Origin of the sequence: Curtobacterium sp. UNCCL17 (assembly GCF_000686685.1) — a bacterium.
Lineage (GTDB): Bacteria > Actinomycetota > Actinomycetes > Actinomycetales > Microbacteriaceae > Curtobacterium > Curtobacterium flaccumfaciens.
In genome coordinates this window covers 588,598-608,214 of sequence record NZ_KK366001.1, presented here as the reverse complement: position 1 = coordinate 608,214, position 19,617 = coordinate 588,598, and the positions used below count along the sequence as shown (strand labels likewise).

At 71.6% G+C, this 19,617-nt stretch carries 15 protein-coding genes and 1 tRNA gene; 5 read left to right on the top strand and 11 right to left on the bottom strand.

Annotated features, from left to right (window positions below; all coding sequences use genetic code 11):
- Positions 1 to 238: 238 nt before the first annotated feature.
- Complete coding sequence (locus BR70_RS0112790) at positions 239 to 1,435, bottom strand: acetate/propionate family kinase (protein WP_027466390.1); 1,197 nt, start codon at positions 1,433 to 1,435, stop codon at positions 239 to 241.
- A gap of 49 nt (positions 1,436 to 1,484) precedes the next feature.
- On the bottom strand, positions 1,485 to 3,593 hold the full coding sequence (gene pta, locus BR70_RS0112785; RefSeq protein WP_027466389.1) for a phosphate acetyltransferase: 2,109 nt from the start codon (positions 3,591 to 3,593) through the stop codon (positions 1,485 to 1,487).
- A 121-nt stretch (positions 3,594 to 3,714) separates the two neighbouring features.
- Between pta and BR70_RS0112780 the strand changes: the two genes are divergently transcribed.
- Together BR70_RS0112780 and BR70_RS0112775 are read left to right on the top strand one after the other, a co-directional pair.
- Positions 3,715 to 3,799: transfer RNA gene (locus BR70_RS0112780), tRNA-Ser, on the top strand.
- Between the two features lie 301 nt (positions 3,800 to 4,100).
- Positions 4,101 to 4,742 (top strand): YdbT family protein, encoded by a 642-nt coding sequence (locus BR70_RS0112775; RefSeq protein ID WP_027466388.1) that lies wholly within the window; start codon positions 4,101 to 4,103, stop codon positions 4,740 to 4,742.
- Between the two features lie 70 nt (positions 4,743 to 4,812).
- Here BR70_RS0112775 and BR70_RS0112770 read toward each other — a convergent pair whose 3' ends face one another.
- Both BR70_RS0112770 and BR70_RS0112765 read right to left on the bottom strand, forming a co-directional pair.
- Positions 4,813 to 6,807, bottom strand: coding sequence for a helicase HerA-like domain-containing protein (locus BR70_RS0112770; protein ID WP_027466387.1), 1,995 nt, complete (start codon positions 6,805 to 6,807; stop codon positions 4,813 to 4,815).
- A 41-nt stretch (positions 6,808 to 6,848) separates the two neighbouring features.
- Complete coding sequence (locus tag BR70_RS0112765; protein WP_051596893.1) at positions 6,849 to 8,105, bottom strand: multidrug effflux MFS transporter; 1,257 nt, start codon at positions 8,103 to 8,105, stop codon at positions 6,849 to 6,851.
- 229 nt (positions 8,106 to 8,334) lie between these two features.
- Here BR70_RS0112765 and BR70_RS20860 point away from each other — a divergent pair, with 229 nt between their 5' ends.
- On the top strand, positions 8,335 to 8,916 hold the full coding sequence (locus BR70_RS20860) for a TetR/AcrR family transcriptional regulator (RefSeq protein ID WP_139179218.1): 582 nt from the start codon (positions 8,335 to 8,337) through the stop codon (positions 8,914 to 8,916).
- Positions 8,917 to 9,043: 127 nt separating this feature from the next.
- On the opposite strand, the gene BR70_RS0112755 is transcribed toward BR70_RS20860, so the two are convergent.
- From BR70_RS0112755 to BR70_RS0112735, 5 genes are all read right to left on the bottom strand, one after another.
- Positions 9,044 to 9,616, bottom strand: a complete 573-nt coding sequence (locus tag BR70_RS0112755) for a substrate-binding domain-containing protein (protein WP_027466385.1) — start codon at positions 9,614 to 9,616, stop codon at positions 9,044 to 9,046.
- 30 nt (positions 9,617 to 9,646) lie between these two features.
- Positions 9,647 to 11,089, bottom strand: a complete 1,443-nt coding sequence (locus tag BR70_RS20855; protein WP_051596891.1) for an MFS transporter — start codon at positions 11,087 to 11,089, stop codon at positions 9,647 to 9,649.
- A gap of 75 nt (positions 11,090 to 11,164) precedes the next feature.
- Positions 11,165 to 12,310 carry a cystathionine gamma-synthase gene (locus tag BR70_RS0112745; protein ID WP_017888669.1) on the bottom strand — a complete coding sequence of 382 codons (1,146 nt, stop codon included), beginning with the start codon at positions 12,308 to 12,310 and terminating at the stop codon, positions 11,165 to 11,167.
- Positions 12,311 to 12,323: 13 nt separating this feature from the next.
- Positions 12,324 to 13,688, bottom strand: coding sequence for a cystathionine beta-synthase (locus BR70_RS0112740; RefSeq protein ID WP_027466384.1), 1,365 nt, complete (start codon positions 13,686 to 13,688; stop codon positions 12,324 to 12,326).
- A gap of 168 nt (positions 13,689 to 13,856) precedes the next feature.
- On the bottom strand, positions 13,857 to 15,731 hold the full coding sequence (locus tag BR70_RS0112735; RefSeq protein WP_027466383.1) for an ABC transporter ATP-binding protein: 1,875 nt from the start codon (positions 15,729 to 15,731) through the stop codon (positions 13,857 to 13,859).
- Positions 15,732 to 15,857: 126 nt separating this feature from the next.
- On the opposite strand from BR70_RS0112735, the gene BR70_RS0112730 reads away from it, so the two are divergent.
- Together BR70_RS0112730 and BR70_RS0112725 are read left to right on the top strand one after the other, a co-directional pair.
- Positions 15,858 to 17,282: an amino acid permease gene (locus tag BR70_RS0112730; protein ID WP_027466382.1), complete on the top strand. Its 1,425-nt coding sequence runs from the start codon at positions 15,858 to 15,860 to the stop codon at positions 17,280 to 17,282.
- 190 nt (positions 17,283 to 17,472) lie between these two features.
- Positions 17,473 to 18,399: a hypothetical protein gene (locus tag BR70_RS0112725; RefSeq protein WP_027466381.1), complete on the top strand. Its 927-nt coding sequence runs from the start codon at positions 17,473 to 17,475 to the stop codon at positions 18,397 to 18,399.
- 160 nt (positions 18,400 to 18,559) lie between these two features.
- On the opposite strand, the gene rplL is transcribed toward BR70_RS0112725, so the two are convergent.
- Positions 18,560 to 18,943 carry a 50S ribosomal protein L7/L12 gene (gene rplL / locus BR70_RS0112720; RefSeq protein ID WP_027466380.1) on the bottom strand — a complete coding sequence of 128 codons (384 nt, stop codon included), beginning with the start codon at positions 18,941 to 18,943 and terminating at the stop codon, positions 18,560 to 18,562.
- 51 nt (positions 18,944 to 18,994) lie between these two features.
- Positions 18,995 to 19,510, bottom strand: a complete 516-nt coding sequence (gene rplJ, locus BR70_RS0112715; RefSeq protein ID WP_017888663.1) for a 50S ribosomal protein L10 — start codon at positions 19,508 to 19,510, stop codon at positions 18,995 to 18,997.
- Between the last annotated feature and the right edge of the window lie 107 nt (positions 19,511 to 19,617).

The following is a 19,617-nucleotide window of genomic DNA, read 5'->3' as shown; positions in this document are numbered from 1 at the left end:
CACCGACGAACACCGGACCGTGCGGTGGACGTAACCCACGGACGGACGGGAGGCACGGAGCCAGCCCGCCCCGCGCCTCCCGTCCGCACCGTGCGCACCTGCTCACCCCGTGCGGGCTTCCGCGCCCCGTGCCGCGCTGCAAGCGCGCACCCAGCAGGCAGCCCCGCACCCACCGACGAACACCGCACCGTGCCGCCGCGACGCCGCGACGCCGCGACGGCACGTGCGACGCCACGCGTCAGAGCGCGACCGCGGCCGACTGCCGAGCGATCTCGAGCTCCTCGTTCGTCGGGATCACGAGCACCGCGACCCGTGAGCCGTCGGTGGAGATGCGGCGGGCGTCGCGCGACGCCAGCTCGTTGCGGTCCGGGTCGATCTCGATGCCCAGGTGCTCGAGCCCCGCGAGCACGCGGCGCCGCAGCAGCGCGTTGTTCTCGCCGACCCCCGCGGTGAACACGACCGCGTCGAGCCCGCCGAGCTGTGCCGTGTAGGCGCCCACGTACCGACGGATGCGGTGGCGGTACACGGCGAGCGCCGCCTCCGCCTGCTCGTCGCCCTTGGTGGCGGCGTCCTGCACGTCCCGCATGTCGCCGTTGCCGGTCAGGCCGAGCAGACCGGACCGCTTGTTGAGCATGGTGTCGAGCTCGTCGAAGGTCATCCCGGCCTCGCGGTGCAGGTGGATGAGCACCGCGGGGTCGAGGTCGCCGGAGCGGGTGCCCATGACGAGCCCCTCGAGCGGGGTCAGCCCCATCGAGGTCTCGATGGACTTCCCGCCGTCGATCGCCGCGACCGAGGCGCCGTTGCCCAGGTGCAGCACGATCGTCTTGAGCTCGGCGAGTGGCCGGTCGAGGAACTCCGCGGCCTGCTCGGAGACGTACTTGTGGCTGGTGCCGTGCATGCCGTAGCGGCGGATCCCGTACTCGGCGGCCAGGTCGGCGGGGATCGCGTACGTGTACGCGTGCGGCGGCATCGTCTGGTGGAACGCGGTGTCGAACACGGCGACGTGCGGGACGTCCGAGAAGACCTGCTTCGCGGCGCGGATCCCCTCGAGGTTCGCGGGGTTGTGCAGCGGTGCGAGGCTGTTGAGGTCCTCGATCTGCTGCTCGACCTGGTCCGTGACGACCGTCGCGCGGTCGAAGGTGGTGCCGCCGTGCACGACGCGGTGGCCGACGACGGCGGGCGGGTGCTCGTCGAACGACGGCCCGACCTTCGCGAACGCGTCGATCATCGCCTGGAACCCGGCTGCGTGGTCGGGCACCGACGCGGCGTCGTTCGACGACGACTCCCCCGTCAGCGCGTTGGTGTGCTTCCAGGCCCCGGCGGACTCGCCGATGCGCTCGACGAGCCCGGAGGCGAGCGTGCGCTCGTCCTCGAGTTCGATGAGCTGGTACTTGAACGAACTCGAGCCGGAGTTGACGACGAGGGCTGCGGTCACGGGGTGGTCACTTTCTGTCGGGCCTGGAGGCGCGGTGCGGGTCGGGCGGTCAGGCCGCGTCGGTCGCGGTGCCGGCCTGGATCGCGGTGATCGCGACGGTGTTCACGATGTCGCCCACCAGGGCGCCGCGCGACAGGTCGTTGATCGGCTTGCGCAGGCCCTGCAGGACCGGGCCGATCGCCACGGCGCCGGCCGAGCGCTGCACGGCCTTGTACGTGTTGTTGCCGGTGTTGAGGTCCGGGAAGATGAACACCGTCGCGCGGCCGGCGACCGGGGAGTCCGGCATCTTCGTCGACGCGACCGTGGGGTCGGCTGCGGCGTCGTACTGGATCGGGCCCTCGACGAGCAGGTCGGGCCGGCGTTCCCGCACGAACGCGGTGCCGGCGCGCACCTTGTCGACGTCGGCTCCGGAGCCGCTGTCGCCGGTGGAGTAGCTGAGCATCGCGACGCGGGGGTAGATGCCGAACTGGGTCGCGGTCTCGGCGGACGAGATCGCGATGTCGGCGAGCTGCTCGCTCGTCGGGTCCGGGATAACGGCGCAGTCGCCGTAGACGAGCACGCGGTCGGCGAGCGCCATCAGGAACACGCTCGACACGATCGAGGTGTCCGGACGGGTCTTGATGATCTCGAACGACGGCCGGATGGTGTGCGCGGTGGTGTGCTTCGCGCCGGAGACCATGCCGTCGGCGAGCCCGAGCTGCACCATCATCGTGCCGAAGTACGAGACGTCGGTGACGGTGTCGCGGGCGAGCTCGATCGACATCCCCTTGTGGGCACGGAGCCGGGTGTACTCCTCGGCGAAGCGCTCACGCAGCTCGGGGTCGAACGGCGAGACGAGCTGCGCGGCCTCGAGGTCGAGGCCGAGCTCGGTGGCCCGCGTGCGGATGGCCGCGGGGTCGCCGAGGATCGTCAGCTCGCAGACCTGGCGCTGCAGCAGGGTGGAGGCGGCGCGGAGGATGCGGTCGTCCTCGCCCTCGGGCAGGACGATGCGCTTGCCGTAGCTGCGCGCCCGGTCGAGCAGGCCGTGCTCGAACATGAGCGGGGTGACGACCCCGGACGGGGCGAGCTGCAGGCGGTCGCGCAGGGCCTCGGCGTCGACGTGCTGCTCGAACAGGGCGAGCGCGAGGTCGGCCTTCCGGGGCGAGTCGGCGGCCAGGCGGCCCCGGGTCTGGGTGATCCGGAGGGCGGTGTCGTACGTGCCGAGGTCGTTCTGCGCGATCGGCAGCGAGCTCGACAGGCCCTCGAGCAGCCGGGACACCTGCGGGGCGATCTCGAACCCGCCGTTCAGGATGACGCCGGCCAGGCTCGGGAACGTCTCGGACTGGTTGGCGAGGAGCGTGGCGATGAGGACGTCGCTCCGGTCACCGGGGACGACGACGATGCCGCCCTCGATCAGCCGGGGCAGCACGTTCTCCATGCTCATGCCCGCGACGACGGTGCCGAGGGCCTCGCGGTCGAGCAGGGCGTCGTCACCGCGGACCAGGGTGGCGCCGGTGGCCTGCAGCAGGGCGCGGACCGTCGGGGCGACGAGCACACGGTCCTCGGGGATCGCCCACACCGGGACGTCGGGGTGGTCGTCGTGCACGGCGTGCTCGACGCTCGTCACGATCGCGGCGAGGGCGTCCGGGTCGGCACGGTTCACCACGACGCCGAACAGCTGTGCGTGTGCCGCCCGCAGCTCGCTCGTCGTGACGTCCGCCACCTGCGCCATGCCCTCGGGGGTGCGGGCCGCTCGTTCGGCGGCGTCGCGGCCACCGAGCACGAGGAGCACCGGAGCGCCGAGGTTCGCGGCGACCTTCGCGTTGAAGGACAGCTCGGTGGGGCTGCCCACGTCGGTGTAGTCGGACCCGAGCACCACGACGGCGTCGCACTGCCGCTCGACCTGGGCGAACCGGGTGACGATGGTGCCGAGCGCCGCCTCGGGGTCGGCGTGCACGTCGTCGTAGGTGACCCCGACCGCGTCGTCGTACGAGATGCCGACGGCCGTGTGCTGCAGCAGCAGCTCGAGCACGTAGTCGGGTTCGACGACCGAGCGGGCGACGGGCCGGAACACGCCGACGCGGCCGACGGACCGGGCGAGGGTCTCGAGGACACCGAGGGCGACGGTGCTCTTGCCCGTGTGCCCTTCTGCTGACGTGATGTAGATGCGGGTCGACACGAGGCCCAGGGTAGTCGCCGCACATGTCACGACATCTGGGAGCACCGTCGCCGACGACACGCGGTCGTGAGCACCTCGGAGAACCTGTACCATTGGGTGTCGCCGTCGCGAGACGGTGTCAGGAGAATTCGCCTAGTGGCCTATGGCGCACGCTTGGAAAGCGTGTTGGGTGCAAGCCCTCGGGGGTTCGAATCCCCCATTCTCCGCAGCGAGCAAGACCGCAACACCCACGAAGGACCCGCACCGATCGGTGCGGGTCCTTCGTGGTTCCACAGTCGATCGGTCCCCCACCCTGCGGACGAACGCGTGCCCTGTTCCCCCTCGGTTGGCCGGGAAACGCCGACCAGGGGTGGAACGGGCTGTCCCCGGTACCCGTCGGTCGCCTATGCTGGCCGAGCGAACGGCTCCGGGACGAGCCGACCGCGGTGCATCGAGCGGCAGGGGCGTCGCTCGGAGGGCGTGCTGGTCAGCGTGCCCGGAACACCCGAGGGGACGAGGAGACGCGCCATGGGGGACACCACCGTGCCCGCAGTGCCCGTGCGGCCCGCCGTCTTCGACACGGTCCTCCGTCCGCGCCGGTCCCTCGTCCGTTCCACCGCGCTGAGCATCGCCTTCTCGGCCGTGCCGCTCGCCGTCGCCCTGGTCTGGGTCTCGTTCCCGTTCCGCACGTGGGCCGTGTTCGCCGGCATCGTCGTCGCGATGGCCGCGGCCGTCGGCATCGTGTTCGTCCGACTGCACACCGCGTTCATCGGGATCGACGACGACGGTCTGACGATCCGTGGCGTCCTCACGGCGCACCGTCGGATCCCCCGCGACCGCGTGCACAGCCTGGTGCTCGCCACGACCTTCGGCTCGTCCGTGGACCGGACCGTGCGGGAACTCGTCGCGTTCGACCGGACCGGCACCCACCTCTTCCGGCTCCGCGCCGACGTGTGGGGCGACGACGGGCTCGACCGGGTGGTCGACGCGCTCGGCGTGCAGGTCGTCGAAGAGTCGCGGCCGGTCTCCTCCCGCACCTTCGCGAAGCGCTACCCGACGAGCCGCGCCTGGTACGAGCAGCGGTCGGCGTTCCTGCTCGTCGGCGGCCTCGTCGTGCTGGTCGTCGGCGGGTTGCTCGCCGTCGAGTTCGCCGGCCTCAACGCCCCCTGACCCACCGGCGGACCGGCCAGCGGCCACCGCACGGCACCCGTCAGCACGGCACCGGTCAGCACGGCACCGATCAGCGCCGACGCCGCAGCGTCGAGAAGATCCCGCGCACCACTTCCTTCGCGATGGTCCCGCCCAGCCCGGAGCCGAGCAGGTCCGACAGCGGGTCCCCCGCGGACCGCCGCGTCCCGGCCCGCTGCGTCCCGCCCGACCGACCGGAGCCGCCGGACCGACCGGACCGCCGGGCGTCCGACGCTCGCTCGGCCCGCTCGAACTCCCGCTGCTGCCGCTCGTACTCCTGCTGGGCATCCGCCGATGCGTCCGCCGCGGCGGCAGCTGCCTCGTCGGCTGCGGCAGCGGCGTCGGCTGCAGCGGCCGCCGCCTCCATCCGGCGCGCGAGCACCTCGCGCGCCGAGTCCGGATCGACGCGGGTGCCGTAGGTCGACAGGAGCGGTGAGGCCTGCACCCGCGCGGCCATCTCGTCGGCCGGCATCGGCTCCATCGACCCCTGGGGTGCGCGCAGCCGGGTCCACGCGACGGGGGTCGGTGCGCCCCGCTCGTTCATCACCGTGACGATCGCTTCGCCGGTCGCGAGCGACGTGAGGACCTCGCCCAGGTCGTAGTCACTCGTCGGGTAGGTCGACACCGTCGCCCGGAGCGCCTTCGCGTCGTCCGGGGTGTGGGCGCGGAGCTGGTGCTGGATGCGAGACCCGAGCTGCGCCAGCACGTCGTTCGGCACGTCCTTCGGGGTCTGCGTCACGAAGAAGACCCCGACGCCCTTCGACCGGATGAGCCGCACGGTCCGCACGATCTGCTCGGTGAAGTCCTTCGACGCCCCGTTGAACAACAGGTGCGCCTCGTCCAGGAAGAACACGAGCTTCGGCTCGTCCTGGTCGCCGACCTCGGGCAGCTCGTTGAACAGGTCCGCCAGCAACCACATCAGGAACGTCGAGAAGACCTCCGGCCGGTCCTGCACACCGGGCACCTCGAGCAGGCTGACGATCCCCCGCCCGTCCGCCGCCGTCCGCAGGAACACCTGCGTGTCGATCTCGGGCGCCCCGAAGAACCGGTCGGCGCCCTGGTCGGCGAAGGTGACGAGCTCGCGCAGGATCACCCCCGCGGTCTGCTTCGACAGGCCCCCGAGCTCGGCGAGTTCCCCCTTGCCCTGCTCGCTCACCAGGAACGTCAGCACGCTCCGCAGGTCGTCGAGGTCCACCAGCGCCAGACCCTGCTGCGTCGCGTAGTGGAACACCAGGCCGAGCGAGGACTCCTGCGTGTCGTTCAGGCCGAGCACCTTCGACAGCAGCAGCGGCCCGAACCCGGAGACGGTGGCACGGATCGGCACGCCCGTACCCTGCCCGCCCAGCGAGAACAGCTCGGCCTGGCTCGCGACGCCCTGCCACTGCTGGCCGATGCCCGCGGTGCGGTCGAGCAGCTTGTCGGTCGCCTGCCCCGCGACGGCCAGACCCGACAGGTCGCCCTTGATGTCGGCGGCGAACACCGGCACCCCGTTCGCCGCGATCTGCTCGGCGAGCACCTGCAGCGTGCGGGTCTTGCCGGTGCCGGTCGCCCCGGCCACCAGCCCGTGCCGGTTCAGCATCGCGAGCGGGATGCGGACCTGCACCTCGGGCACCGCTGCGCCGTTGACCAGGGCACCGAGTTCGATCGCACCGCCGTCGACGGCGTAGCCGTCACGGACCGCCGCGACCGCGTCCGGTCCGAGCGGTCCGGTCCCACCCCGGACGGGAGGCGCGGCGCCGGTCGCCGCCGTCGCCACCGGATCCGGGGTGGTCGCCTCGACCGCCGCGGCAGGGGTGGTCGGAGCCGGTGCGGCCGCAGGGGCGGGCTCCGCGTCGGGCGTGAGCCGCGCCTCCAGGCCGGTGGGTGGTGGGGACCCGACGACCGCGGGTTCCGCGTCGGCGGTGCGCTCCGTCTGCTCCTCCACCGCCAGTGCGGCGGCGAGCTCCTCGGCTCGCCGCGCCGCTTCGTCGGCGAGCCGACGTGCCTCGTCGGCGGCCTGTCTCGCTGCCTCGGCAGCCGCCCGTGCCCGCTCCGTCGCGTCGCTCATGGGCACAGCCTAGGGACCGGAGCGCGCGGCGGTCCGGGTCGTCAGTGCGTGAGCGCGGGGACCGTCCGGGGGCGGACCACGAACCAGAGCATCAGGATCGCGACGGCGGCGGTCGACGCCATCACCATCGCCATCGGGGTGGCCGTCGTGATGCCGAGCCAACCGACGACCGGCGAGATGAGCCCGGCGACGCCGAAGTTCAGGGCGCCGAGCACCGAGGCGGCGGTCCCCGCCTCTTTTCCGTGGGCGGCGAGACCGATGACCTGGACGAGCGGGAACGAGAACCCGCACGCGGCGATGAAGAACCACAGCGGCACCAGCACGCCGACCAGACCGGCCCCGAGCTGGTCGAGGACGATGATCGCGAGCGACGCCAGCAGCAGGGTCGCGGTGGAGCACGCCAGGATCCACTGCGGACCGACGCGCTGGGCGAGGCGCGACGAGATCTGCACACCGAGGACGACCCCGACCGAGTTGACGGCGAAGAGCAGCCCGTACTGCTGCGCGTCGAGCCCGTAGACCTGCTGGAACAGGAACGGCGACGCGCTGAGGTACGAGAACAGCCCGCTGAACACCATGGCGCCGATGAGTGCGACGCCGACGAAGATCCGGTCGGAGAACAGCGCCTTGTAGCGCTGGCCGATGGTGGAGTGCCCGGCCTCGTGCCGGCGGGCCGGCGGCAGGGTCTCGACGATGAGCAGGATCGACGCGATCACCACCGCCAGGCCGTAGCAGGCGAGGAAGACGAAGATGCCGCGCCAGCTGGTGAACTGCAGCATCTGCGAACCGATGAGCGGCGCGAGGATCGGCGCGAGGCCGTTCACCATCGCCAGGCGGGACAGCATCCGCACCAGCGGCTTGCCGCCGAACAGGTCACGCACCGTCGCCATCGCGACGACACCACCGGCTGCGGCGCCCATGCCCTGCAGCACGCGGAACACGGCGAGCAGCTCGATGTCCGGCGCGGTCGCGGCGCCGATCGACGCGGCGATGTGCACCGTCGTCGCGATGATCAGCGGCAGTCGGCGACCCACCTTGTCGCTCCACGGGCCGACCAGGAGCTGCCCGATGGCGAAGCCGAGCGTCGTCGCGGTGAGCGTCAGCTGGACCGCACCGTCGGTGACGCTGAACTGGTCCTTGATCGCCGGGAACGCCGGCAGGTACAGGTCGATCGTGAACGGACCGAGCGCCGTGAGGGCGCCCAGGACGAAGACGTAGACGAGTCGCTGTCCGCGGGAGAGCGAGTCTCCCGGGTGCAGGACGACCCGGAGCGAACCGGTGGTGGCGGGCGCGGTCACGAGACAGGAGTCCTTCGACGATGAGGGTGGCGGGGGGGGGGTCGCGGGTCGATCGAATCGATTCGTCCGCGGAACCATCCTACGGTCGCCGGTGCGTGCTCGGCGCCGCCGGTGCCGGCCGCCCGCGTGAAGCGGCTCGTGCTGTCCCTCGGCCCGGCGCGGACCATGCGGTAGCGTCGGACTGCTCGGGGGCCTTCCGGGTGAAGCGGATCAGAAGGGGGTGGGCGTCATGGTGGATGCCCGGATCCTGCACACCACTGCAGCGCTGCGCGAGGCGATCCTGCGACTCGCCGCGGACCGACCGGTCTCGGAGATCACCGTCGCCGACGTCACGCGTGCCGCCGGCATCAACCGGGCCACGTTCTACTCGCACGCCGTCTCCCCCGGATCGCTGCTCGCCGACGTCCTGACGCCGGAACTCGACCGCATCCGGCAGGACGACGCCGACGAGCGCCGAGCCGCCGCCGACCGGGGCGCCGGAGCCGACGAGCTCGCAGCCATCACCCGGCGCGGCATCAACGCCGTCGTCGAGCACGTGACCACGCACCGCGACATCTACGGCAAGGCGCTGCCGGACCCGAACGACGCGTCGCTGCACCGGCTGCTCGTCGAGCACTTCACGGTGTCGAGTGCCCTGCACATCCGCGAGCTCGACCCCGCACGCCGGCCCGAGCTGCTCGACGACGTCGCCGCGGGGTTCGTGGCGCAGGGGTTCGTCGGGGCGATCGAGGCCTGGCTGGCGGGGCCCCGTCGGTCGCGGAAGGCGCTGGTGGAGACGATCACGCTGTCGTTCCCGGCGTGGTGGAGCTGAGCGGGCCGTTCGTTTCGGTCGTGTGAGCGCGTGAGCGCGTGAGCGCGTGAGCGCGTGAGCGCGTGAGCGCGTGGGTGCTGGCCTGCTGCCGTGCTCGTGCTGCGCGTGCTGCGCGTGCTGCGCGTGCCTACTCGGCGTCGGTCGTGTCGCCGTCCGACGGGTCGGTCTCCGGCTTCTCGCCGCGCTGCAGGGACTGCACGACCTCGACCGCGGTGGCAGCGACGTCCGCGTCGTCGCCCTCCGACGGCACGCGGTAGTCGGCGGAGACCCCGTCCCCACCGGTGCCGGCGGCGGGCAGCGGGTCGCCGAGGGACACCACGACGACCCCGGCGTCGTGGGCGGTCTGGATCACACCGGTCAGGGCGGACGGTCGGGCCGCGTGCACGAGCAGGGCCTTGGCGCCCTTGCGCACGAGCTGGGCGACCGCGGTCTGCTGTGACGCCGCAGCGCCCGATGCCGGAGCGACCCGGACGTCGGGCCGGAACCCGGCGTCGGTCAGGTCGGTGCGGAGCCGGTCTGCGAGGGCCGCGTCGTCGTGGAGCAGGACGACACCGATCACGGCCTGCTGGTCGAAACCGCCGTCGGAGCTCGTCAGGTCGGTGCTCTGCACCGGTGTGGGGGCAGCCGACGTCGTGCCCTGGCACCCGGCCAGGGTCAGGGCCGCCGCCAGGGCGACGGTCACGGCGACGATGCGCAGCACGGGGTCTCCTCTTCGGTCCGGTCTGCCACGCTACCCGGCGGCCGGGCCGTGCGACGACGGAGTCCGCGACGGGACGGATCCGCCCGGGCCCACCGGGGCCGTCGTCGCCGGCGCCGGCACGGGGCCGAGCCGTCGGACGGCCGCGATCGCCAGCGCAGCGAAACCGATCATCGCCGCGAAGACCAGGGGGAACGACACCGTGCCGTCGGCACCACCGGTCGCTGTGAAGAGCAGGCCGGTCACCGCGAGACCGATCACGCTGCCGGCTGCGTCAGCGATCGTCAGGGCCGAGCTCGCGAACCCGTCGTCGCCCTCGCCGGAGAACCGCAGGGTCAGCATCGAGGCGCGCGGGTAGATCGCGCCCATGCCCGCGCCACCGACGAACCAGCCGGCGACCAGCACCCACCACGACAGGTCGAACGTCGCGACCGCGAGCGCGGTCACCAGGCTGACGAGCACCAGCGTCAGCCCGACCCCGAAGGTGCGACGGGCGGTGAGCCGCTGCTCCCCCAGACGACCGTGCGCCCAGCTCGAAGCAGCCCAGCTGAGTGCCGCCACCGTCAGGGCCAGCCCCGCAGCGGACGGTGACAACCCGTGTTCGGCCTGCAGCAGGAACGGCACGTACGCCTCGCTCCCGAAGAACGACGCGGCGACGAGCCCGCGCAGCAGCACGACCGACGGCAGCCCGGCCGCGGCCCGGAACGTGCCGGTCGGCAGCAGCGGCCGCAGGGCGAACCAGGTGCCGATCAACCCGACGAGCACCGCCGCGACCATGCCCCACGGGGCCAGGTCGGGCGCGACGTTGAGCAGCAGGATCGACACGGCAGCGGCCACCGACCAGCCGATCCGGACCCGCTGCCACGGCGGGCGGAGCGACGCGGCCGGAGCGTGCACCCGGCCGAGGGTCGGCACGAGCAGGGCGAAGGCGACCAGCGCGATCGCCAGCGCCCCGGCGAACACCCAGTGCCAGTTCCAGGTGTCGGTGACGATGCCGGCCAGGGCGGGGCCGATCAACGCCGGCACGACCCAGGCCGCGGCGAACCCGGCGAACACCGGGCCGTGCAGCTCGGCGGGGAAGATCCGGGCGACGAGCACGTAGAGCACCACGTCGATGGCCCCGGCACCGAACCCCTCGATGAGCCGACCGGCCAGGAACACCTCCATGGTCGGCGCGAGCATGACCACGGCGGTCCCCACGGCGAAGAACGCCGCCGACACCCACGCCACGATCCGGCCACCGGCGCGATCGGTCCAGTTGCCGGCGAGCACCATCCCCGGCACCCCGGCGGCGAGCGGGGCGGCGAAGGCGAGCGCGTACAGGGTCTCGCCGTCGAGGTCGCGGCTGATCACCGGCATGATCGTCGTCATCGCCAGGTTCTGGAACGCCGCGACGCCGACGATCGCGACCATGCCGATCGTCGCGAGGGCGTACGGCCCGCTCAGCAGGCTGGTCCGCGACGCCGTTGTGCTCACCTACGACATCGTAGGGGCGAGGGGTGACGGTGTGGCGGCGGTCCCGCGTCAGCGGTCCCGCGTCAGCGGTCCGCGTCAGCGCGTCAGCGCCTGCTCCAGGTCCGCCACCAGGTCGCCGGCGTCCTCGATGCCGACCGACAGCCGCACGACGTTCTCCGGCACGGCCAGCTCGGTGCCCTTGACCGACGCGTGGGTCATCTCGCTCGGGTACCCGATGAGCGACTCCACGCCACCGAGCGACTCGGCCAGGGCGAACAGCTCCGTCGACTCCGCGAACCGCTTCGCGGCCTCGGCGCCGCCGGACAGCGCGACCGAGAGCATCCCGCCGAAGCCACGCATCTGGCGGGCGGCGACGTCGTGCCCCGGGTGGTCGGGCAGGCCCGGGTAGTAGACGCGCTCGACGCCGGGCGCGACGACGAGCGCCTCGGCGACGGCCTGCGCGTTCCGCGAGTGCCGCTCCATCCGCACCGCGAGCGTCTTGATGCCACGGGTGGTCAGGTAGGCGTCGAACGGCGACGAGATCGCGCCCGCGCCGAACTGCAGGAACTGCACCTTCGCCGCGAGCTCCTCGTCCGCGAGCACGACGGCTCCGCCGACGACGTCGGAGTGTCCGCCGAGGTACTTCGTGGTCGAGTACACGACGACGTCGGCGCCGAGCGACAGCGGCTGCTGCAGGTACGGCGACGCGAACGTGTTGTCGACGACCACCAGGGCGCCCGACTCGTGCCCGAGGGTCGCGAGCGCGGCGATGTCGGCGATCTTCATGAGCGGGTTCGTCGGCGTCTCGACCCACAGCACCGTGGTGGCCGGGGCCCCCTGCAGTGCCGCGCGGACCTGGTCGAGGTCGCTCATGTCGACGACGACGAGCTCGACACCCCACGGAACGTGCAGCCGACTCACCAGGCGGTGGGTGCCGCCGTACACGTCGTTGCCCATCACGACACGGCCCCCGGGGACCAGTGCGGCGCGGAGCAGGGCGTCCTCGGCGGCGAGCCCGGAGGCGAACGACGACGCCGCGACGCCCCCGTCGAGGTCGGCGAGGAGCACCTGCAGCGAGTCGCGCGTCGGGTTGCCGGCGCGCGAGTACTCGTAGCCGTTGCGCATGCCGCCGACACCGTCCTGCACGTACGTCGACGTCAGGTGGATCGGCGGGATGACGGCGCCGGTGGTCTCGTCGGGCTCCTGGCCGGCGTGGACGGCCCGGGTGCTGAACTCGGTCATGCTCGGTGGTTCCTTACTCGGAGAGGTAGGTGAGGAGGTCGTGCCGGGTCAGCACCGTGACGGGCTTGCCGTCCTCGACGACGAGGAGCGCGTCGGCCGACTCGAGCGCACGACGCGCCGCGGAGACCGACTCGCCGACGCCGATGAGCGGCAGCGGGTCGCCGACGAAGCCGGTGAGCGCGTCCGACATCTTTGCGGTGCCGGTGAAGACCTGCTCGAGCAGCGCCTTCTCCTCGACGGCGCCGACGACCTCGCCGATGACGACGGGCGGCTCCGCGCTGAGCACGGGCATCTGCGAGACGCCGTACTTGGTCATGATGTCGACGACGTCGCGCACGGTGTCCGCCGGGTGCGCGTGCACCAGGTCGGGCAGGCGGCCGTCCTTGCCGGCGATGAGCGAGCCGACGGTGCGCTCGTCGTCGGTCTCGGCGAAGCCGTAGGAGCGCATCCACCGGTCGTTGAAGATCTTGCCGAGGTAGCCGCGGCCGCCGTCCGGCAGCAGCACGACGACGACGTCGTCCTCGGTCAGGTCACGGGCGGCGCGGAGTGCCGCGACGACGGCCATGCCGCTCGAGCCGCCGACGAGCAGTCCTTCTTCACGCGCCAGGCGCCGGGTCATCGCGAAGGAGTCGGCGTCCGACACGGCGATGATCTCGTCCGGCACGCCGGCGTCGTACGCGCTCGGCCAGAAGTCCTCGCCGACGCCCTCGACCAGGTACGGGCGACCGGTGCCGCCGGAGTAGACGGAGCCCTCGGGGTCGGCCCCGACGATGCGGACGCCGCCGTCGGACGCCTCCTTCAGGTACCGTCCGGTGCCGGAGATCGTGCCGCCGGTGCCGACGCCCGCGACGAAGTGGGTGATCTGCCCCTCGGTGTCGCGCCAGATCTCCGGACCGGTGGTCTCGTAGTGGCTGCGGGGACCGTTCGGGTTCGCGTACTGGTTCGGCTTGTAGGCGCCGGGGATCTCCTGCACGAGCCGGTCCGACACCGAGTAGTAGGACTCGGGGTGCTCCGGCGCGACCGCGGTCGGGGTGACGACGATCTCGGCGCCGTACGCCGTCAGCACGTTGCGCTTGTCCTCGCCGACCTTGTCGGGCAGCACGAAGACGCACCGGTAGCCGCGCTGCTGTGCGACCAGGGCCAGACCGACGCCGGTGTTGCCGGAGGTCGGTTCGACGATGGTGCCGCCGGGGCGCAGATCGCCAGAGGCCTCGGCCGCGTCGATGATCCGGGTGGCGATGCGGTCCTTCGACGACCCACCGGGGTTCAGGTACTCGACCTTCACGAGGATGGTCGCCCGCACCCCCTCGGTCACCCGGTTGAGCTTGACGAGCGGGGTGTCGCCGACGAGGTCGACGACGGAGTTCGCGTAACGCACGCCGTCGAGTCTAGGACGCGGTCCCCGCGTCCCGCTGGGATGTGTCGTGTGCGGACAACGCTCCGGGATCCCGCGGCAGACGGCGTGCCCTGGTCGCGCTGCGCGCCGGACGGGAGGCCCGTGCGGACGCCGCCACGGGCCTCGGCGTCCGGCGCCCGGTCGCGACCGTCAGGGGCGGACGACGTCCGCCGACGAGTTCTGCTGTCGGTGCAGCTGCGCGTACGTGCCGTCGAGGGCGAGGAGTTCGTCGTGCGTGCCCTGCTCGACGATCTGGCCGTGGTCGAGGACGAAGATGACGTCGGCGTCGCGGATCGTCGACAGCCGGTGCGCGATGGAGATGGTGGTCCGGCCGGCCGCCGCCGTGTCGAGCGCCGTCTGCACGACGTGCTCCGAGATGGAGTCGAGCGCGCTGGTGGCCTCGTCGAGGACGAGCACCGGCGGGTCCTTCAGCATGACCCGGGCGATGGCGATGCGCTGCTTCTCACCACCGGACAGGCGGTAGCCGCGCTCCCCCACGACGGTGTCGTAGCCGTCCGGGAACGACGCGATCGTGTCGTGGATGTTCGCCGCACGGGCCGCACGCTCGAGCTCGTCGTCGGTGGCGTCGGGCTTGGCGTACCGCAGGTTCTCACCGATCGTGGCGTGGAACAGGTACGTCTCCTGGCTGACGATGCCGACGTGCCGCATCAGGTCCTCGTGCACCAGGTCGCGGACGTCCTGCCCGGCGAAGCGCACCGAGCCCTCGGTCGCCTCGTACAGCCGGGGCACCAGGTAGGACACCGTCGTCTTGCCCGCGCCGGAGGGACCGACGAAGGCCGCGAACTGCCCGGGGCGCAGCTCGAACGACACCCCGCGCAGGGTCGGCTTGTCGGCTTCGCCGTCGGGGTAGGTGAAGACGACGTCGTCGAAGGCGACGTGGCCGACCTTCGACTCGTCCACGGGCCGGGCGGTCGGCGAGTCCGTGATGGCCGGCTTGAGGTCGAAGTACTCGAAGATGCGGGCGAAGAGTGCACCGGAGGTCTGCAGGTCGAGGACCACGCGCAGCAGCCCGACCGTCGGGAACAGCAGCCGGGACTGCACCGTCGTGAACGCGACGATCGTCCCGGCCGTGATCGGGACGTCGCCGATGATCAGGTACGCGGCGACGACGTAGATGATCGCCGGGATGATCGACAGGAAGATCTGCACGATCGCGAAGAACCACTGCCCGGACATCTGCTGGCGCACCTGCAGGGTGATCTGGTTGCGGTTCTCGTCCCCGTAGCGGCGGGTCTCGCTGGCCTGCTGGTTGAAGCTCTTCGCGAGCAGGATGCCGGAGACGCTCAGCGCCTCTTGCGTGATGGCCGTCATGTCGGACAGCGACTCCTGCGTCTGCGCGGCGATGCGGGCGCGGACCTGGCCGACGCGGCGCTGCGCGATCACCAGCAGCGGCAGCAGGACCACGGCGACCAGCGTCATCTGCCAGCTCAGCAGGAGCATCGCGACCACGGCGGCGATCACGGTCACGGTGTTGCCGAGCACCGACGAGATCGTGTTGTTCAGCACGCTCGCCACGCCGCCGACGTCGTTCTGCAGGCGGGACTGGATGACGCCGGTCTTGGTGCGGGTGAAGAACGCGAGTTCCATCCGCTGCAGGTGCGCGAACAGGCGCATCCGCATCGCACCCATGACCTTGTTGCCGACCGTCGCGGTCAGGTACGTCTGCCAGACGCCGACCCCGGCGCTCGCGATCCAGAGCAGGACCATCGCGGACACGAGCTCGATCAGCACCGGGACGTCCGGGCGGCCCGACGGCGGGAACAGCCCACGGTCGAACGCCTGCTGGGTGAGCAGTGGCGGCACGACCGAGATGGCCGCACCGATCAGCACGAGGACGACCGTGAGCATGATCGCCCGACGGTGCGGCTCGAACAGCGCGGCGATGCGCCGGACCAGGTGCGGGATCCTCGGCGCCTCGGCGTTGGCGGCCTTCTGCGCGCGGAAGTCGCCGCTCGAGATGCGCCCACCCCCGCGCGGACCGCCGCCTCGCCCGCCGTGTCCCATGCTCATGGAGCCACCGTAGCCCCGCGCTCGGACATCGACCGCTCTCTCCACAGCACCGCAGTATTTGACCCCGTTCAGGGGGCGTGCGAGCATGTGCCGTCCCCGTCCCCGCACCACCGAGGTCCCATGTCGTCCGCGCCGTCACGTCCCACGTCCCTGGGGGCGCAGCTCGCCCGCCGCAAGCCGATCGAGCAGCTGCAGGCCGAAGCCTCCCGAGGTGTCAACGGTGAACCCCTCCGCCGATCGCTCGGGGTCTGGCAGCTGACGATGATCAGCGTCGGGGCCACGCTCGGCACCGGCATCCTGGTCGTCCTCGGCACCGCGGTCCCGCTCGCCGGTCCCGCCGTCTGGATCTCGTTCGTCGTCGCGGGGATCGCCGCGCTGCTGTCCGCGCTCTCCTACGCCGAGATGGCAGGCGCCGTCCCGACCTCGGGGTCCAGCTACTCGTACACGTACGCCACGATGGGCGAGGGCATCGCCTGGATCTGCGGCTGGTGCCTCGTGCTCGAGTACGCCGTCTCGGTGGCCGCGGTCGCGGTGGGTGCCAGCGAGTACGTCGACGAGACCCTCCGCGTGTTCGGCCTGCACCTGCCCACCGCGCTCGCCGCTCCCCCGGTCGACGGCGGCGTGGTCAACCTGCCCGCGGCGGTCCTGGTCCTGCTCGCCACCGTCGTGCTGCTGCCCGGTGCCCGCGAGAGCGCCTGGGTGAACACGGTCATGGTGATCGTGAAGATCGCCTTGCTGGTCTTCTTCGTCATCGTGGCGTTCACGGCCTTCCGGGCGCAGAACTTCGAGCCGCTGGCCCCGATGGGCGCCGCCGGGGTCACCGCCGCCGCGTCACGGCTGTTCTTCTCGTACATCGGCTTCGACGCCGCCTCGACCGCCGGTGAAGAGGCGAAGAACCCCCGCCGCGACCTGCCCCGGGCGATCATCGGCTCGATCGCGCTCATCACCGCGCTGTACATCCTCGTCGCGATCGCCGCCGTCGGCGCCCGCTCGTGGACCGCGTTCTCGTCGTCCGAAGCGTCACTCGTCCGCATCGTCGTCGACGTCACGGGGCAGCCGCTCGTCGCCCTCGTGTTCTCGATCGGCGCCGTCGTCGCCATCGCCAGCGTCGTCCTCACCGTCCTGTACGGCCAGACCCGCATCCTGCTCACGATGTCCCGCGACGGCCTGGTACCGAAGGTCTTCGGGCGGGTCTCCCGTCGCACCGGCACCCCGATCGCGAACACGCTCATCATCGGCATCTCCGTGACGATCGTCGCCGCGCTCGTGCCCCTCGGTGAACTCGCCGACGCCACGAGCATCGGCACCCTCGTCGCCTTCGCCCTGGTGAACGTGTCCGTCATCGTGCTCCGCCGCTCGCAGCCCGACCTGGAGCGCTCGTACCGGGTGCCGCTGTTCCCCGTCGTGCCGATCCTCGGCACCCTGAGCTGCGTGCTGCTCGCGGTGTTCCTCGGCGCCACCACCTGGATCGCCTTCGGCATCTGGATGGTCGCCGGCGCCCTGCTCTACCTGGCCTACGGCCGCCGCCACAGCACCCTGCGCTGACGCGCCGCCGCGCCGCGCGACGACCTCACGCGCTCACCGACACCTCACGCGCGCCGTCCCCCGTGAGGTGTCGCTGAGCGCGTGAACTCGCGACGCGGTTCCTCGTCCACAGCGGCCACGTTGAGACCGCCTCGTCCACAGATGCCCTGTTCGGACACCGGCGGCGGTCGCCGTCGACGAACATCACGGCATGAACGAGAGCACCCACCGCCCGCACCTGCTCCGTGCCACCGCACAGGACCCGACCCACGCGAGACTCCTGCAACGCCGGTACGCCTCGGGATCGTTGGTCCGCCTGCTCGCGGGCGTGTACATCGTGACCGAGGAGTGGGACGCGCTGAGCGCTGTCGGCCAGCACCTCGCCCGTGCGCGGGCCATTGCGCCACGGCTGCGTCCCGGCTCGGTGTTCTCCCACGTCACCGCCGCGCTGATCCACGGCTGGCCACTGGTCGGGGACGCACCGGATCGGGTCCACGTGGTCGACCCGGCAGTCTCGGTCATCCAGCACCGAGCCGGTCTCATCCGTCATCCGAGCGGTCCGACGCCGCGGACCGCTGCCACGGCGTTCGACGGCGTACCGGTCACGGCTCCCCTGGACACCGCGGCGGCGCTCATCACGACAGGGTCGCCCCACGTCGCCGCCGTGGCCATCGATGCCGGCATCCGTCAGGGGGTGCTCACCCTGGACGACCTCCGCGGCGTGGTCCCCGTCCGTCCTGCACGCGGCTCGGTGCACGCCGAGACGGTCCTCTCGGCGCTCGATGCACGGCACGAGTCGGTCGGCGAATCGTTCGCTGCGATCCGGTTCGTGCAGGTCGGACTCCCGTCGTGTGAGCCGCAGGTCGAGTTCCGGCACCGCGACGGCACGGTCGACCGCGTCGACTTCTGGTTCCCGTCACTCGGCGTCGTCGTCGAGTTCGACGGCCGGCAGAAGTACGTCGACCTGTCGATGCTGCAGGGGCGCGATCCCGCGGACGTCCTCTGGGCCGAGAAGCGTCGGGAGGACCGGCTGCGCGCGCTCCCCGCGGTCAGGGCCGTCATCCGCGTGACGTGGTGGCACCTCGTCGAGCCCGACCGCCTCCGTGCGCTCTTCCGCTCGCACGGCGTCTTCATCTGAGCGGTACGAAATCACGCGCTGACCGACACGTCACGGGCCGGAGCGCGCGTGAAGTGTCGGTGAGCGCGAAACGTCGCCGCGCCCGCCGCGCGCGGCCCCCGCACACGACGAAGGCCGCCGCCCCGAGGGGCAGCGGCCTTCGTGACCGGAACGGTCGAGACTACGCGAGCTCGATCGTGGCGCCAGCGGCCTCGAGGGTCGCCTTCGCCTTGTCGGCGGTCTCCTTGTTCGCACCCTCGAGGATCTTGGCGTCGGCGGTCTCGACGAGCGCCTTGGCCTCACCGAGGCCGAGCGACGTCAGGCCACGGACCTCCTTGATGACCTGGATCTTCTTGTCACCAGCGGACTTGAGGATGACGTCGAACTCGGTCTTCTCCTCAGCGGCCTCGGCCGGAGCAGCTGCACCGGCGGGGGCGGCAGCGGCGACCGGGGCGGCCGCGGTGACCTCGAAGACCTCTTCGAACTTCTTCACGAAGTCCGAGAGCTCGATGAGCGTGAGCTCCTTGAAGGCCTCGATGAGCTCGTCCTGCGAAAGCTTCGCCATGATTTTCTCCTACTACTAGCTAGTACGTGTGGTTGATGAACGCGAGCCTGATCAGGCCGCGGACTCCTGCTTCTCGCGAAGAGCGTCCACGGTGCGGACGGCCTGCGAGAGGGGTGCCTGGAACAGGTACGCAGCACCGAACAGCGAGGCCTTGAGTGCGCCGGCGAGCTTGCCGAGCAGCACTTCACGGGACTCGAGGTCGGCGAGCTTGTCCACCTCGGTCGCGGTGAGCGGGTTACCGTCGAAGTAACCGCCCTTCACCACGAGCTCGGGGTTCGCCTTGGCGAATGCACGCAGCGACTTCGCGACGGCGACGGTGTCACCGTGGACGAAGGCGAGAGCGGACGGACCGGCGAGCTCGTCGTCGAACGACGAGATGCCGGCGTTGTTCGCCGCGATCTTGGTCAGCGTGTTCTTCACCACGGCGTACGTGGCGTGCTCACGGATCGAGTTGCGGAGCTCCTTGAGCTGCGCGACCGTGAGACCGCGGTACTCGGTGAGCAGAACGGCGTTCGAGCTACGGAAGGACTCCGTGAGCTCGGCGACCGCAGCTTCCTTGTTCGCCATGGTTCTCCTTGGGGGTCTTGCCGGCAGCCCCAGGTCCACGAACGAAAAAAGCTCCGGCGCAGAGGCTCGGAGCTGCTCTCACCAGATGGTGGGAGTGGTTCGGAACA